At 37.8% G+C, this 15,811-nt stretch carries 16 protein-coding genes; 15 read left to right on the top strand and 1 reads right to left on the bottom strand.

Annotated features, from left to right (window positions below; translation table 11 throughout):
• The first annotated feature begins 4 nt into the window (after positions 1 to 4).
• The 12 genes from rbfA to M3627_RS02515 all read left to right on the top strand — a co-directional run bounded on the left by rbfA (position 5) and on the right by M3627_RS02515 (position 10,111).
• Entirely contained in the window at positions 5 to 355 is a 351-nt protein-coding gene (rbfA, locus tag M3627_RS02565; RefSeq protein WP_251552887.1) for a 30S ribosome-binding factor RbfA, read from the top strand.
• Positions 356 to 428: 73 nt separating this feature from the next.
• Positions 429 to 1,349, top strand: a complete 921-nt coding sequence (truB, locus tag M3627_RS02560; RefSeq protein ID WP_251552886.1) for a tRNA pseudouridine(55) synthase TruB — start codon at positions 429 to 431, stop codon at positions 1,347 to 1,349.
• A 1-nt stretch (position 1,350) separates the two neighbouring features.
• Positions 1,351 to 2,295 (top strand): riboflavin biosynthesis protein RibF, encoded by a 945-nt coding sequence (gene ribF / locus M3627_RS02555; RefSeq protein ID WP_251552885.1) that lies wholly within the window; start codon positions 1,351 to 1,353, stop codon positions 2,293 to 2,295.
• Positions 2,296 to 2,485: 190 nt separating this feature from the next.
• Complete coding sequence (gene rpsO / locus M3627_RS02550; protein WP_169358635.1) at positions 2,486 to 2,755, top strand: 30S ribosomal protein S15; 270 nt, start codon at positions 2,486 to 2,488, stop codon at positions 2,753 to 2,755.
• Between the two features lie 338 nt (positions 2,756 to 3,093).
• A complete protein-coding gene (gene pnp, locus M3627_RS02545; protein WP_169358636.1) occupies positions 3,094 to 5,211 on the top strand; it encodes a polyribonucleotide nucleotidyltransferase in 2,118 nt (705 codons plus the stop codon).
• Between the two features lie 233 nt (positions 5,212 to 5,444).
• A complete protein-coding gene (locus M3627_RS02540; protein ID WP_251552884.1) occupies positions 5,445 to 5,612 on the top strand; it encodes a hypothetical protein in 168 nt (55 codons plus the stop codon).
• 49 nt (positions 5,613 to 5,661) lie between these two features.
• Entirely contained in the window at positions 5,662 to 6,918 is a 1,257-nt protein-coding gene (locus M3627_RS02535; protein WP_483315273.1) for a M16 family metallopeptidase, read from the top strand.
• Positions 6,919 to 7,021: 103 nt separating this feature from the next.
• Positions 7,022 to 7,153 (top strand): hypothetical protein, encoded by a 132-nt coding sequence (locus M3627_RS20745; protein ID WP_285841620.1) that lies wholly within the window; start codon positions 7,022 to 7,024, stop codon positions 7,151 to 7,153.
• Between the two features lie 187 nt (positions 7,154 to 7,340).
• Entirely contained in the window at positions 7,341 to 7,613 is a 273-nt protein-coding gene (locus M3627_RS02530; protein WP_169358638.1) for a YlmC/YmxH family sporulation protein, read from the top strand.
• Positions 7,610 to 8,392 carry an NAD(P)-dependent oxidoreductase gene (locus M3627_RS02525; protein ID WP_251552883.1) on the top strand — a complete coding sequence of 261 codons (783 nt, stop codon included), beginning with the start codon at positions 7,610 to 7,612 and terminating at the stop codon, positions 8,390 to 8,392. The genes M3627_RS02530 and M3627_RS02525 overlap by 4 nt, the downstream gene beginning before the upstream one ends.
• 13 nt (positions 8,393 to 8,405) lie before the next feature.
• Positions 8,406 to 8,993, top strand: a complete 588-nt coding sequence (locus M3627_RS02520) for a dipicolinate synthase subunit B (RefSeq protein WP_169358640.1) — start codon at positions 8,406 to 8,408, stop codon at positions 8,991 to 8,993.
• An 80-nt stretch (positions 8,994 to 9,073) separates the two neighbouring features.
• Positions 9,074 to 10,111, top strand: coding sequence for an aspartate-semialdehyde dehydrogenase (locus M3627_RS02515; RefSeq protein WP_251552882.1), 1,038 nt, complete (start codon positions 9,074 to 9,076; stop codon positions 10,109 to 10,111).
• Positions 10,112 to 10,369: 258 nt separating this feature from the next.
• On the opposite strand, the gene M3627_RS02510 is transcribed toward M3627_RS02515, so the two are convergent.
• Positions 10,370 to 10,534, bottom strand: a complete 165-nt coding sequence (locus M3627_RS02510; RefSeq protein WP_251552881.1) for a hypothetical protein — start codon at positions 10,532 to 10,534, stop codon at positions 10,370 to 10,372.
• 82 nt (positions 10,535 to 10,616) lie between these two features.
• On the opposite strand from M3627_RS02510, the gene dapA reads away from it, so the two are divergent.
• The 3 genes from dapA to M3627_RS02495 all read left to right on the top strand — a co-directional run bounded on the left by dapA (position 10,617) and on the right by M3627_RS02495 (position 15,712).
• On the top strand, positions 10,617 to 11,498 hold the full coding sequence (gene dapA / locus M3627_RS02505; RefSeq protein WP_251552880.1) for a 4-hydroxy-tetrahydrodipicolinate synthase: 882 nt from the start codon (positions 10,617 to 10,619) through the stop codon (positions 11,496 to 11,498).
• 115 nt (positions 11,499 to 11,613) lie between these two features.
• Positions 11,614 to 13,281: a ribonuclease J gene (locus M3627_RS02500; RefSeq protein WP_251552879.1), complete on the top strand. Its 1,668-nt coding sequence runs from the start codon at positions 11,614 to 11,616 to the stop codon at positions 13,279 to 13,281.
• Positions 13,282 to 13,405: 124 nt separating this feature from the next.
• Entirely contained in the window at positions 13,406 to 15,712 is a 2,307-nt protein-coding gene (locus M3627_RS02495; RefSeq protein WP_251552878.1) for a DNA translocase FtsK, read from the top strand.
• Positions 15,713 to 15,811 lie beyond the last annotated feature (99 nt).

The raw sequence follows: 15,811 nt of genomic DNA, 5'->3' as shown, positions 1-15,811 counted from the left end.
AATTATGTCAATGCGTGCGAACCGAGTTGCCGAACAAATGAAAAAAGAGTTAGGTGAAATCATAGGACGTAAATTAAAGGATCCTCGTATAGGATTTGTAACAGTTACAGATGTAGCAGTTACAGGAGACCTGCAACAAGCGACTATTTATATTACCGTACTAGATGGAGACCGTAACGATACCTTAAGAGCTTTAGAAAAAGCTAAAGGCTTCATACGTTCGGAAATAGGACAGCGTATTAGATTACGTGTAACGCCAGAATTATTATTTGAGTTTGATGAATCTGCAGCATATGGAAATCGTATCGATAATCTATTAAGACAGATTAACCAATCTTCTTCAAATGAGGAATAACACATAATACAAAGAAGTCTGCTTAAATTGAGCAGACTTCTTTCGTGTATTTTTGAAAAATGGGGTGAGCATGATGTATGAAGGAATATTGCCTTTATGGAAAGAAAAAGGAATGACCTCACATGACTGCGTTTTTAAATTACGCAAAATATTGAAGATGAAACGGATTGGCCATACAGGAACATTAGATCCAAGTGTAGAAGGTGTATTGCCAATTTGTCTTGGTCAAGCTACTAAAGTATCCGAGTATATAATGAATGAAGGAAAAACCTATGTAGCTACTGTAACGATAGGATCATCTACAACTACTGAGGATGCAGATGGTGACGTAGTAAAGGTAGATTCAAGTGAAAAACAATTCTCTATTGATCAAATAAAAAGTGTCCTTCAACAGCTGACTGGACAGATTACTCAAACTCCTCCAATGTATTCTGCGGTTAAAGTGAATGGTAAAAAGTTATATGAATATGCCCGCGAAGGTAAAGAGGTAGAGCGACCTAGTAGACAGGTGACTATACATTATTTAAATCTTTTAGATGAAGATGATCTTTTTTCAGGTCAAGAAATTTCCTTTCAAATAGAAATTGGTTGCAGTAAAGGTACATATATACGTACACTTGCAGTACAAATAGGTGAACTTTTAGGTTATCCTGCACATATGTCTTCACTTGTTCGTACAGCATCAGGGAATTTTACTAAGTCACATTGTTTAACCCTTCAAGAGGTACAAGAAGCTTTGGAAGAGGATGTATTGGATAACAATATATTACCTATTAAGCATGCACTCGCGAAATGGCCATCTGAAGAAATGGATGAGTCGTTAAAGAAATGGATTGCGAATGGAGCCGTCTTAGAGTTACATCCTCTCCTCGATACCAATGACAAAGTTGTTTTTACAGAGGAAGGGCAACCAGTTGCAGTTTATATTAAACATCCAACAAAAAATGGTATGATGAAACCAGAAAAAATGTTTTCATCAGAAAAAGGAGTATAATATGAACGTTTATCATTTATCTTATCCAAACCATTTATATAACATAAAGAACAATGAAGGATTTTCCCTAGCAATCGGCTTTTTTGATGGTGTTCATTTAGGTCATCGAGCTGTCATTCAAGAAGCCTTGGTCAAAGGGAATGAAATGAATTTAAAAACAGCTGTAATGACATTTGATCCACATCCTTCTCTTGTTTTAGGTGGAAGGAAGGAACAGGTATTTTATATAACTCCCTTGGAGCAGAAAATCGATATTTTGGAACAAATGAACGTAGATACACTGTTTGTAGTGAGATTTACATCTGACTTTGCAAAGCTAACTCCAGTTGAATTTATAGAATCTTTCATTAAACGAGCTAATGTAAAGCATGTTACTGCTGGCTTTGATTTTTCTTTTGGTGCTTTTGGTAAAGGGACAATGAAGGATATGGCGGATCTTTCTGCTGGAGAGTACTCTGTTTCTGTAGTAGGTAAACAAGAAATGGAAGGCGATAAAATTAGTTCTACCAGAATACGTGGAGCACTTAAAGAAGGTAACGTGGAAGACGCAAAAGAACTTTTAGGTCGCCCATTTATGCTTACAGGCGTCGTGGTACATGGTGATAAGCGCGGAAGAACGATTGATTTTCCTACTGCTAATATACAACCAAAAGAAGGTCAGTTTATACCGGCTATAGGTGTTTACGCAGTGAAGATACGCGTGCAGGAACAATGGTATGAGGGAGTGTGTAATGTAGGATATAAGCCTACATTCAATAATCCGGATGAAAAAAAATTGTCTATTGAAGTACATATCATTAACTTTGACCAATCTATTTATGGTGAAGAAGTGGCAGTCCATTGGTACAAGCGCATACGTGCGGAGCAAAAATTCAGTGGAATTGTAGAGCTTAAAGAACAAATCGGCAAGGATAAGCAAGTTGCTATTGATTACTTCAAATTATAATTTTTGAACCAAATGTTTCAGACAAACTGCTACTATGTTTGGAGAAGAAGCGTCTATAAAAGTTGCTTCACTTAACAGATTATGCTATTCTTTATAAGTACAAAATGTACTTAACCTTTCCTTGGCTTTTTCGATTCTCCAACGATTGCTCAGGAACAGGGGATATTAAGAATATTAGGAGGAAACCTACATGGCAATTACACAAGAACGCAAAAATGAACTAATCGCTGAGTACAGAACTCACGAAAGCGATACAGGATCTGCAGATATTCAAATCGCAATCCTTACAGAAGAGATTAACTCTTTAAACGAACATTTACGTACACATAAGAAAGATCATCACTCACGTCGTGGTCTATTCAAAATGGTTGGACGTCGTCGTAACTTATTAAAATACTTACGTGAAAACGAAGTACAACGTTACCGTGAACTAATCGCAAAACTTGGTTTACGTCGATAAGATACACCTAGGAAAGCGGGATTTATCCCGCTTTTTCTATTGGTATAAATTTTAATATATTAGGGAAAATATTATATATTAGTATTAGCAAGTAATTTCTGTTTTTTTAGTAAAATATTTCGCATAGTTCCGATATTTTTGATACACTACTTATGATACATATAACCACTATAGCGCGCTAAACATTAGACTGCGTTATATTTCAAGTTGTATAGAAATAGTAGATGATTTGTGAAAGTGTGCACTTCTAATGAGAAGGAATCTTTCTTAGGATTGTCGAAAAATTTATTATAGCTAATTAAAAAGAAGTTTTTTGAAGTTGAGAGGAGTCCAGATTAATGAGTGAAAAGAAAGTATTTACACACGAATGGGCAGGCCGTCCATTGCAAGTAGAAATTGGACAACTTGCAAAACAAGCGAATGGGGCAGTTCTAGTAAGATATGGTGATACTAGCGTATTATCCGTAGCGACTGCATCTAAACAACCAAAGAATTTAGATTTCTTTCCATTAACAGTGAACTATGAAGAGAAATTATATGCCGTTGGTAAAATTCCTGGTGGGTTTATTAAGCGTGAAGGTCGTCCTTCTGAAAGAGCGATTTTAACAAGCCGTTTAATCGACCGTCCAATTCGCCCATTATTCCCGGATGGCTTCCGTAATGAAGTTCAGGTAATCTCTATTGTTATGTCAGTAGACCAAAACTGTTCTTCTGAGATGGCTGCAATGCTAGGTTCTTCTTTAGCACTAAGTGTATCCGACATTCCGTTTGATGGACCGATTGCAGGTGTTCAGGTAGGCCTAATAGGGGATGAGTTCATCATTAACCCAACGGTAGACCAAATGGAAAAGAGTATTTTAGATTTAACTGTAGCTGGAACAAAAGATGCGATTAACATGGTAGAAGCAGGAGCTAAAGAGGTTTCTGAGGAAGTCGTTTTAGAAGCAATTATGTTTGGTCATAGTGAAATCGTAAAATTGATTGAATTCCAAGAAAAAATTGTTGCAGAAATCGGCAAAGAGAAAAAAGACATTCCTTTATTTGAACTAGACAAAGAACTTTTTGGTGAAATTAAAGAACTATGCGAAGCTAAGCTAGTACAAGCTATCCAAGTACAAGAAAAGCATGCTCGTGAAGATGCAATATCTGAAGTGAAAAATGAAGTGTTAGAGCAATATAAAGAAAAAGAAGCAACAGATGAAACGTTGAAACAAGTGCGTGAAATTCTGGATGCTATGGTTAAAGAAGAAGTGCGTCGCTTGATCACAGAAGAAAAAGTACGTCCGGATGGTCGTGGTGTAGCTGAAATTCGTCCATTATCTTCTGAAGTAGGCGTTTTACCTCGTACGCATGGTTCTGGTCTATTCACACGTGGACAAACTCAAGCTTTGAGTATTTGTACATTAGGACCGCTTGGTGATGTGCAAATTATTGATGGTATTGGCTTAGAGGAATCTAAACGCTTTATGCACCATTATAATTTCCCACAATTCAGTGTGGGTGAAACTGGTCCAATCCGTGCTCCTGGTCGTCGTGAAATTGGTCATGGTGCCTTAGGTGAACGTGCATTAGAAGCAGTTATTCCAGACGAAAATGATTTCCCGTATACACTTCGCTTAGTTGCTGAGGTGTTAGAATCAAATGGTTCTACTTCACAAGCGAGTATTTGTGCTTCTACCCTTGCTATGATGGATGCAGGTGTTCCACTTAAAGCTCCAGTTGCTGGTATAGCAATGGGACTTGTTAAAAAAGGAGAGCATTACACAATCCTAACTGATATTCAAGGAATGGAAGATCACCTTGGGGATATGGACTTTAAAGTAGCAGGTACTTCTAAAGGGATTACAGCACTTCAAATGGATATCAAAATAGACGGATTATCTAAAACGATTTTAGAGGAAGCTCTTGAGCAAGCTAAAATTGGACGTATGCAAATTTTAGAAAGTATGCTTGCTACTATTGGTGAGCCACGCCAAAGCTTATCTAAATATGCACCAAAAATTACAGTTATTAAGATTAATCCAGACAAAATCCGCGATGTTATCGGACCGGGTGGTAAACAAATCAACAAAATCATTGATGAAACTGGCGTAAAAATTGATACAGAGCAAGATGGTACAATTTATATCGCTTCAGCAGATGAAGAAATGATTGCTCGTGCAAAACAAATTATTGAAGACATCGTGCGTGTAGCTAAAGTAGGAGAATACTACTTAGGAAAAGTGAAACGTATTGAAAAATTCGGTGCATTTGTTGAAATCTTCAACGGTAAAGATGGCTTGCTTCATATCTCTGAAATTCAAGAAGAACGTACGAAAAACGTAGAAGACGTTCTGAAACTTGGCGACGAGCTTTTAGTAAAAGTTATTGAAATTGACAACCAAGGCCGCGTTAACTTATCTCGTAAAGTAGTAATTAAAGAAGAAAAAGAACGCGCAGAACAACAAGATAACTAATAATTAAAATATACGTAAACAAAAGGTTGTCCGTAGATCCAATCTACGGCAACTTTTTTAAATAACCAAAGAAAAGCGCAACCGCCTATCACTGCCCCGACAGGCAAATGGAGAAAAGCGAGGAGGCAGCTCCACAGCCACCACAGCTTTTAACCATTTGACCCCGAGGGGCAAGGCGGTGGAGCTAGACATAATAGAAAAGCGCAGGCGCCTATTACTGCCCCGACAGGCAAATGGAAAATGCGAGGAGGCAGCTCTACAGCCACCGCAGTATTTTCCCATTTGACCCCGAGGGCAAGGCGGTGGAGCTAGCCATTAAGAAAAGCGCAACCGCCTGTCTCTGCCCCGACAGGCAAATGGAAAAAAGCGAGGAGGCAGTTCTCAGCCACCGGAGCTTTTAACCATTTGACCCCGAGGGGCAAGGCTGCTTGCGCTACAAATAAAAAATAAATGAATAGATTAGATAGAGGTGCTATATTGATAAAGAAGAAAACGTGTAAGAATGGGTTGCGTATAGTGCATGAGCATATTCCACATGTGCGATCTGTTGCAGTAGGCATATGGGTTCAGGCTGGATCAAGATATGAATTGCCAGAGGAAAATGGGTTAACTCATTTTATTGAGCATATGTTATTTAAAGGCACTAATACTAGAACAGCAAGACAAATCGCTGAAGAGTTCGATCGAATTGGTGGAAATATTAACGCCTTTACTTCAAAAGAAAATACTTGCTACTATGCAAAGGTTCTCGATCACCATGCAAAATATGCTGTTGAAATACTTTCAGATATGTTTTTTAACTCCACATTCGATCCAATCGAATTAGATAAAGAACGACAAGTAGTATTAGAGGAAATCAAAATGGTAGAAGATACCCCTGATGATATCGTACATGAGTATCTATGGCAGGCTATGTTCCCAAATGATCCTTTAGGTGCTCCTATATTAGGAACCGAAGATACATTAAATACATTTACAAGGGAATCCATCATATCTTATATGGAAAAACACTACACACCGAGAAATATTGTAATTTCAGTAGCAGGAAACATTTCTGAGGATCTATTAGGCTATATAGAGTCATTGTTTGGTGATTTTAAGCAACCAATCTTAGAGGTGGCACAATTTAGCACACCTGTTATTAAACCTGTGTATACGGAAAGCCATAAGGATACAGAGCAAGCCCACTTATGTTTAGCTTATCCTGGGCTTAGTGTGAAGGCGGACAATATATACAGTCTTGTAGTGTTGAATAATATACTTGGTGGAAGCATGTCCTCAAGACTTTTCCAAGAAATTCGAGAAGAAAAAGGGCTAGCCTATTCTATTTACTCATATCATTCGTCATATGAAGATACGGGAGTTGTTGCCATTTATGGCGGAACCTCTTGCAATCAATTAGAAGAATTAAAGAGCTCTATTAATGAAACGATTCAAACTGTCTTGGAGCACGGCTTTACGGAGACAGAAGTTTCAAACGCTAAAGAACAGCTTAAAGGAAACCTTTTGTTAGGACTGGAAAGCTCAAACTCTAGGATGAACAGAAACGGTAAAAATGAATTATTATATGGCAAGCATCGCTCATTAGATGAAGTAAGCGATTCAATTGATGAAGTTACTTTGGAGTCCGTAATGGACCTTACAAAAGAAATATTCTCTCATAAGCCTGCTATTTCTGTAATTATGCCTAAAGACGTCGAGTGTTAATCGACGTCTTTTTTATTTTTTTAAAAGCTTTGTTAAAGTTATTGGTTGTTTAGATTAACAATTTTTTATAAGTGACTGTAAACATAAACACAGGAACTTTCAAATGGCTATTAAGAACATAAATAGTTATGAAATTGGGGTTGGTGACAGTTATTCAGGTTATTTAACGATCGATGCTAAAGCTGTTCCATTTATTGATTGGAGCGCCATACGGCGACTCCTATGGGATGGGTGATGGCTTATCGCTCACCCCGAGGAAAGCGTCCGGATGGTGCGAAAAATCAATTCTACTCTCTGATTTAAGAATTTTTATATCCTCCCCTGTAGTTACGCTAGTAGCCCATTATTTTAATGGGTTTTTAATTCACTTTGTTTTAAAGATGGCATATACATAAGTAGAGATTAAATGAGGAGGGGACAGATTGTTACTTTCGGAACTTGCAGAAAAAGAGCTTATTCAAGTGAAAGATGGATCGAGATATGGAAGGCTGGCAGACACTGAATTATTATTTAATCCACAAACGGGTAAAATACTTGGGTTTGAATTATATCAAAAATCTTCATCTTTTTTTCAATCCAATAAAGCTCCTAGGAGAAAAGAGTTTATATCCTGGGAAGAAATAATTCTTATTGGTAAAGATCGAATTTTGTTCAATGAAACTGACTCTTCGATAGAAACAAGTGTATACCCATGAAGAAAAAAATTGCTATTATCGGAACAGACCCACGCTTAAATTTTTTGCAACAATCTGTGTCTGACTATTTAGATACTCAATTGTATCCAACGATGACATGGGATACAGAACTCAGAGAAACTATTTTTGCATATGAACCAGAGGTTATTTTTTTACCGATTCAACCAATCCAAACAGATTGCTCCTTGGAATTGCCTCCCAGTTGTCAAACCCTTTTTATAGGTAAAACAAACGAAAGCATTGATAGGGAATCTAGAAAAGATACTATTCAGCCCTTTTATTATTTAGAGGACGAAGAATGGATTTGGGAAAATGCCAACCTCACTGCTGAGGGCTTTATCAATTATTTTTACTTATATGAAAAACAAGCAATTTATAACAAAAAATTCATCATTACCGGATACGGAAGGGTAGGTAAAAGATTAGCACTTGCTTTGCATCATTTGGGAGCCGAGGTTATTATCTCTGTTAGATCGGAGCTTCAACTTTACGAAGCTAAAAGCTCTGGCTATCAAATAGTAACCCTAGATAATGTTTTGGACCAGCAAGGTGAGGACACCTATCTGGTTAATACAATCCCTACCAAATGGTTAAAGAATGAAAATGCAGCCTCTTTCAATCGAGTTTTTGACCTCGCCTCCAATCCAGGCTGTCTCTTGGATAACGAAAATAACATCCCTCTGAATTACAGTCTCTCCACCAGCTTGCCAGGTATGTACTTTCCGCAAGATGCAGGACAATTACTTGCCAGGTCTGTTTTGAAGCATCTTGCTTTTTAGAGGAGGAAAAATAGTGTTAGAAGGTCTACGTATTGGTCTAGGAATCACCGCTTCTCATTGTACGTATGAGGAAGTGATACCAATGATTAAGCAATTTACGGATGTTGGTGCGACAGTTGTGCCAATCATCACTTTTTCAGTTTTAACAGCTGCTACTCGTTTCGGTACTGGAGAAGAGTGGGTAGAAAAAATAGAGGCAGCTAGTGGCAATAAGGTAGTTTCCAAGATAGTAGAGGCAGAGCCTTTTGGTCCAACTAATCCACTAGACTGTATGGTTATTGCACCAATGACGGGTAACTCCATAAGTAAATTAGCTAATGCACAAACAGACTCACCTGTATTAATGGCTGCAAAGGCCACCTTGCGTAATGGTAAGCCTGTGGTGCTAGGTATATCCACAAACGATGCATTAGGCTTAAATGGAACGAATATTATGAAGCTGCTCACTACAAAAAATATTTATTTTATCCCCTTTGGTCAAGACAATCCATATAAAAAACCTAATTCTTTAATTGCAGATTTCACAAAAATTGTACCTACTGTTGAACACGCAATAAATGCAAAGCAAATTCAGCCTTTACTCATTGCCTATCAATTATAAATATTAAAAATAGTGTATTATTATTTAATTTATGATACAATATCGCCAATATGTTTTGATTTTTGAGAGGAGAGCTTTGCATGTCAAAAAATTATACAACAGCTATTGTAGGAGCTACAGGTGCTGTAGGTCAAAAAATTATAGAGCAACTAGTTAAGAGAAGCTTTCCTTTTTCTACCTTGAAGCTATTAGCTTCCAAAAAGTCTGCAGGAAAACAGATTGATATTGACGGGAAAATTTATACAATAGAAGAAGCTACACCAGAAGCTTTCGAAGGTGTTGATATAGCATTTTTTTCTGCGGGGGGCTCTATTTCAAAAGCATTGGCTAAGGAAGCTAGTAAGAGAGGCGCTATAGTAATAGATAATACGAGCGCATTTCGAATGGATCCGGATGTTCCGCTAGTAGTACCAGAAGTGAATAAATATGCTTTAAATGAGCAACAAGGGATTATTGCTAATCCTAATTGTTCTACTATTCAGATGGTTGTTGCATTAGAACCAATTCGTAAGCATTATGGGCTATCAAAGGTCATCGTTTCGACTTATCAAGCAGTATCAGGAGCTGGGGCTGCAGCTATTCAAGAATTGACAGCTCAAAGTGAGAGAATAATAGAAAGACAACCAAATCCTGAAGTTTTACCTGTAAAAAGTGCGGAGAAGCATTATCCAATTGCAGGTAACGTAATTCCTCAAATTGATGTCTTTAATGAAGATGGTTTTACATTTGAAGAGCACAAAATGATGAATGAAACAAAAAAAATTATGTCTCTTCCGGAACTTTCGATTGCCGCTACCTGTGTAAGGGTGCCTGTTGTAACAGGACACTCTGAATCGGTGTATATAGAGGTAGATAAAGAGAACGTATCCGTTTCTGATATTAAACAATTGTTATCTGAAGCAGAGGGAATTGTTCTTCAAGATAATCCGAATGAGCAACAATACCCGATGCCTTATTTCTCAGAAGATGAAGATGCAGTTTTCGTTGGACGTATTAGAAAAGATCCTTCTAATGAATATGGTTTCCATATGTGGATTGTTTCTGACAACCTATTAAAAGGTGCTGCTCTAAACTCCATTCAAATTGCTGAAGCATTAATCGAAGAGAAAATATTGTAAGCAAGAATAGTTTTTAGCTTATCTAAGAGGTCGCTTGTTTGTGGGGGGATCGATAAGGAACCACCCATCACTTCCAAGTGGTTGTGGTGTTAAGCTTTCTCTTATCCCTACTTGTGGCACCGCTTGCCTTTAATAATGATAAAATATACTCCATTAAATATATTTAGATTTTTAGAGAGAGTTTTTTCTCTATTCATTTGGAAAAGCGCTAGCAGCCTTGCTCCACAGGTCAAATGGATATAAGCTGCTCGTCGCAAACTAAAACGTTTGCGGTGGCTGAGGAACTGCCTCCTCGCATTTCCCCATTTGCCTGTCGGGGCAAACATAGGCGCCTGCGCTTTTCTTATTGTCTAGCTCCGGCGCCTTGCCCCTCGGGATCAAATGGGAAAATACTGCGGTGGCTGAGGAACTGCCTCCTCGCATTTCCCCATTTGCCTGTCGGGGCAGACATAGGCGCCTGCGCTTTTCTATTAAATATAGAGAATTAAATAAGAGGTGTGGTTGAATGAATATAGGAAATGTTTCTACAGCAATGGTTACACCGTTTAGTTCAGACGGTTCTATTGACTATCATAATACTGAAATACTTATTGAGCACTTGCTTTCGAATGGAACTGATTCTCTTGTAGTTAGTGGTACGACTGGAGAATCTCCGACATTATCAACAAATGAGAAATTAGAACTTATACAATTTGTAGTGGAAAAGGTTAATAAAAGAGTACCAATCATTGCTGGTACTGGTAGCAATAATACAGCTGCATCTATTGAGCTTTCGCAAAAGGCGGAATCGCTCGGAGTAGATGCTTTGATGATAGTGACTCCTTATTACAATAAGCCTAATCAACGAGGAATGATTGCCCATTTTGAGGCTATTGCTTCAGCTACTACGCTTCCTATTGTTGTTTATAATATCCCTGGGCGATCAGTAGTCAATTTGGAGCCAGAGTCGATTATTTCTCTTAGTAAGATACCATCCATTCAAATTGTAAAAGAAGCTAGTGGCAGCCTGGATCAGATGACCAAAATCTTAGCTGGAACAAATGAGGATTTCCTTGTGTACAGCGGGGACGACGGCTTAACCTTACCTTTACTTTCAATTGGGGGGAAAGGAATTATTTCAGTCGCTTCTCATGTTATTGGTAACGAAATGCAGGAAATGATACAGCAGTTTCACCAAGGGGAACATGCTAAAGCTGCTAAAATCCATCAACAAATCTTGCCAGTCATAAAGGCATTATTTCAACATCCGAATCCTGTAGTTGTAAAATATGCACTTTCTAAAATTGGCGTAGAGGTTGGCTCCTTGAGACTTCCTTTAGTTGAGATGAACAAGGAAGAAAAGCTAGATTATGATCGTGTTTGGGATAAATTTTTGGAAACGAAATAATGATATGAGAAGCTGGAGTTCTAACTTCAGCTTTTTTTATTTGTGTGAAACGGTGACGTCCGATATAATAAAAAATAGTGGATGTTGGTCGGGTTAACAATTAGGAGGAAAAGAATTGGTAAAAGCTAAAAATGAACTTATACGTATTATACCGCTCGGCGGAGTTGGTGAAATAGGAAAAGCAATGTACGTAGTAGAAATAGACGATGAAATATTTATAGTAGATAGTGGACTTATGTTCCCAGAAAACGAAATGTTAGGAATCGATATAGTTATTCCAGATATTACGTATTTAGAAGAAAACAAGGATCGTGTTAAAGGAATATTTTTGACGCATGGACATGAAGACGCAATTGGTTCTATTGCTTACTTACTGCAAAAGATTCAGGCGCCTGTATATGGATCTAAGCTGACGATTGCTTTAGCAAAAACGCATGTAAAGGCTATGCCAGTTAAACAACAAATAAAGTACTTTGAAGTTACAAACAAAAGTCGTATGAACTTCCAAAACACACACGTAACTTTCTTTCATACCACACACAGTATTCCAGACTCTTTAGGTATCGTATTCCATACATCTGAAGGTGCAATTGTGCATACTGGTGAATTTAAATTTGATCAGTCTGCTAGAGGGAAGTACCGTCCTGATATTGCTAAAATGGCTGGCCTGGGTGAAGAAGGCGTATTTATATTAATGTCTGATTCAACAGAAGCAGAAAGACCCGGACACACAACATCAGAGGCAGTAATCGAAAACCAATTATCTGAAACATTCCACGCTGCTAAAGGTCGTATTCTAGTATCTTTATATGCATCCAACTTTATAAGAATTCAACAAGTGCTAGACAAAGCAACGGAAACAGGAAAAAAAGTAGCTATTGCAGGTAAAAGCTTGGAAAATATCTTTGCTATAGGATTAGACCTAGGTTACTTTACGGTGGCAGAGGACACAATCATACCTATAAAGGAAATCTCTAAGTATAACGATGAACAAATAGTAATCATTGTATCTGGTAATCAAGGAGAACCTTTAGAAGCTTTAGAGAAAATGGTACGTAAGCATCATAAAGATATTAAGATTAAAGATACAGATACCGTGTTAATAACATTTACACCATCACCAGGTATGGAGGTTGGCGTATTTAATACGATGAACCTGATTGCCAAGGCTGGTGCCAAAGTGTTGACTTCCAGTAAAAATGTCCATGTATCTGGGCATGGAAGTCAAGAAGATTTAAAAATGATGTTAAATTTAACAAAGCCTAAATACTTTATCCCAATTCAAGGGGAATATCGTATGCTTATTGCTCACTCTAAGTTAGCCCAAGATATCGGGATGTCTAAGTCAGAAATCTTTATTGCTGATAAAGGCGACATCGTGGAATATAAAAATGGGAAGATAAGAATGAGTGGAAGAGTACAAGCAGGTAACGTCCTGATCGATGGCATTGGTGTAGGAGACGTAGGGAATATTGTTTTAAGAGATCGTAAGCTATTATCTCAAGATGGAATATTCATTGTAGTAATTACACTTAACCGTGCACAAAAGAAAATAGCATCAGGGCCTGAGATTCTTTCTAGAGGGTTTGTATATGTAAGAGAATCAGAAGAGTTGATGGACGAGTCAGCTAAACTAGTAAGAACAATTGTTGAAAAATATGTGAATAAAGAAACGTTTGAATGGACAAACATTAAACAAGAAATCCGTGATACGCTAAATTCATATTTATTCCAACAAACGAAGAGACGTCCGATGATTATTCCAATTATCATGGAATATTGATATCTAAAAATCAGGATTTCCTTTCCCCAGTGGAAGGAAATCTTTTTTATCTTTTTAAGCTGTTATATTTTACCTGTTAGGGACATCCTAATAGAGAATACTTAATGCAAAGCAGGTGATATTCTTGGCAAAGAAGAAAACAAAGAAAAAAGTTAACAAAAATAAAAGTAAGAAGAAATCCCTTCATCCTTTAATGTTTGAAATAATAGGGCTTCTCATATTGGGAATCGCAGTTATTTCATTCTTTGAATATGGCTTAGTTGGAGAAGTACTCGCTTATATTGGGTATTTTTTATTTGGAAATTGGCATATCGCGATACCATTTATGTTCGTTATTTATGCTCTTATTATAATGATCAAACAATCCTTTCCACCGTGGAATCATCGCTTGTTATTAAGTGGAGCCTTTATTTTAAGCAGCTTACTAATATTTAGTCATTTAGCACTTTTTGAGCAACTGTTTGAGGGCAAGGCACTGATGACGAACTCTGTTCTAAGGGAAAGCTACAGGGTCTTAGTAGAAAGTGGAGGTATTACGAATAGAAGTAGTTCTCTAGGTGGAGGTATGATTGGGGCTATTCTGTTTGCCTCATTCCATGTGTTGTTTGACTCTGCTGGTGCAAAAGTTATTAGCTGGCTACTCTTATTAATTGGTATCGTTCTTTTGACAGGAAAAGCACTTGTACCTTATTTGGTAGAAGTATCTCCTAAGATGGCTGAAAGCTTTAAGAACCGACCAAAAGCTGAAAAGAAAAAGCCTTCAACGGAGCAGAAGAAGGTTTCGCGCAGATCTCGTAAAGATGCAGTACAAGAAGAGTCGGAGCAAGCTGTTACCATACTTGACTCCAATCATCCGCCACAAGAAGAACCAGAAATCCCATCTTCTCCGATTATCTCTGCTTTTACAGAGAGAATCACAAGAAAAGATGAGACAAATGAATCGACAGAACCAACAGAACCTATTGAGATTAATATGGATGCGGATGAACTGGAAAACGAAGATTATCAGTTACCGAGTATTAATCTATTAGATTCTCCAGAGCACAATGATCAAAGTGGAGAGTTAAATGCAATTCAAGCTAATGCTAAAAAGCTCGAGCAAACCTTCTTAAGCTTTGGGGTAAAGGCAAAAGTCATGCAAGTCCATTTAGGGCCTGCAGTTACTAAGTATGAGGTACTTCCTGACGTAGGAGTGAAGGTTAGTAGAATCGTAAGTCTTCACGATGATTTAGCACTTGCTTTAGCGGCTAGAGATATCCGAATTGAAGCTCCAATCCCAGGGAAGTCTGCTATAGGGATAGAAGTACCAAACAAAGAAGTGGCAATCGTAAGCTTACGAGAAGTACTAGAGGCAAAAGAGAATAATAAGCCAAGCCAAAAACTATTAATAGGTTTTGGTCGTGATGTTACCGGACAGGCAGTATTAGCCGAATTAAACAAAATGCCTCATTTACTTGTTGCCGGTTCGACAGGTAGCGGGAAAAGTGTTTGTATAAACGGGATTATAACAAGCATTATGATGCGAGCAAAACCGCATGAAGTTAAAATGATGATGATTGATCCAAAAATGGTTGAGCTTAACGTCTATAATGGAATTCCCCATTTGTTAGCACCCGTAGTTACGGATCCAAGAAAAGCATCCCAGGCATTGAAAAAAATTGTTTCTGAAATGGAAAGAAGATATGACTTATTTTCCCATACAGGGACGAGAAATATCCAAGGCTACAACGACCATATAGAAAAATGGAATGAAGAAAATGAAGAGAAGCATCCTAAACTTCCATTTATTGTAGTGATAGTCGATGAGCTAGCTGATTTGATGATGGTAGCTTCAAGTGATGTAGAGGATTCTATCACACGACTCGCTCAAATGGCCCGTGCAGCTGGAATCCATTTGATAATAGCGACACAACGACCAAGTGTGGATGTTATTACAGGAATCATTAAAGCTAATATACCTTCAAGAATTGCATTTGCGGTATCTTCTTCCATAGATTCGAGAACTATTTTGGATATGGGTGGAGCAGAAAAACTTCTAGGTAGAGGGGATATGCTCTTCCTACCAGCTGGCAGCTCTAAGCCTGTTCGTGTACAAGGCGCCTATTTGTCAGATGCCGAAGTAGAGAGAATTGTCGATTTTGTAATTGAGCAGCAAAAGGCAAACTACCAAGAGGAAATGATTCCAGATGAAGTGGAAGAATCGCAGGAGCAGTTAGATCGAGATGAACTGTATGATGACGCTGCCCAACTAGTCATGGAAATGCAAACAGCTTCAGTTTCATTGATCCAAAGACGCTTCCGTGTTGGATATTCTAGGGCTGCACGTATTATTGATCAGCTTGAAATGGGTGGAATCGTAGGACCATACGAAGGAAGTAAACCAAGACAAGTGTTAATATCAAAACAAGATTACGACCAAGATCCATTGTAAAAAATGTGCTAACCATTTATGAGAATTAACATATGCAAACATACTAAAGATAATCGAGAAGTTCTATACTCGATTATCTTTTTTTAATTACTAGAGAAT

The organism is Psychrobacillus sp. MER TA 171, from assembly GCF_023713305.1.
In the GTDB taxonomy this organism is placed as follows: Bacteria; Bacillota; Bacilli; order Bacillales_A; family Planococcaceae; genus Psychrobacillus.
This window is presented reverse-complemented; position numbering and strand designations above follow the sequence as displayed.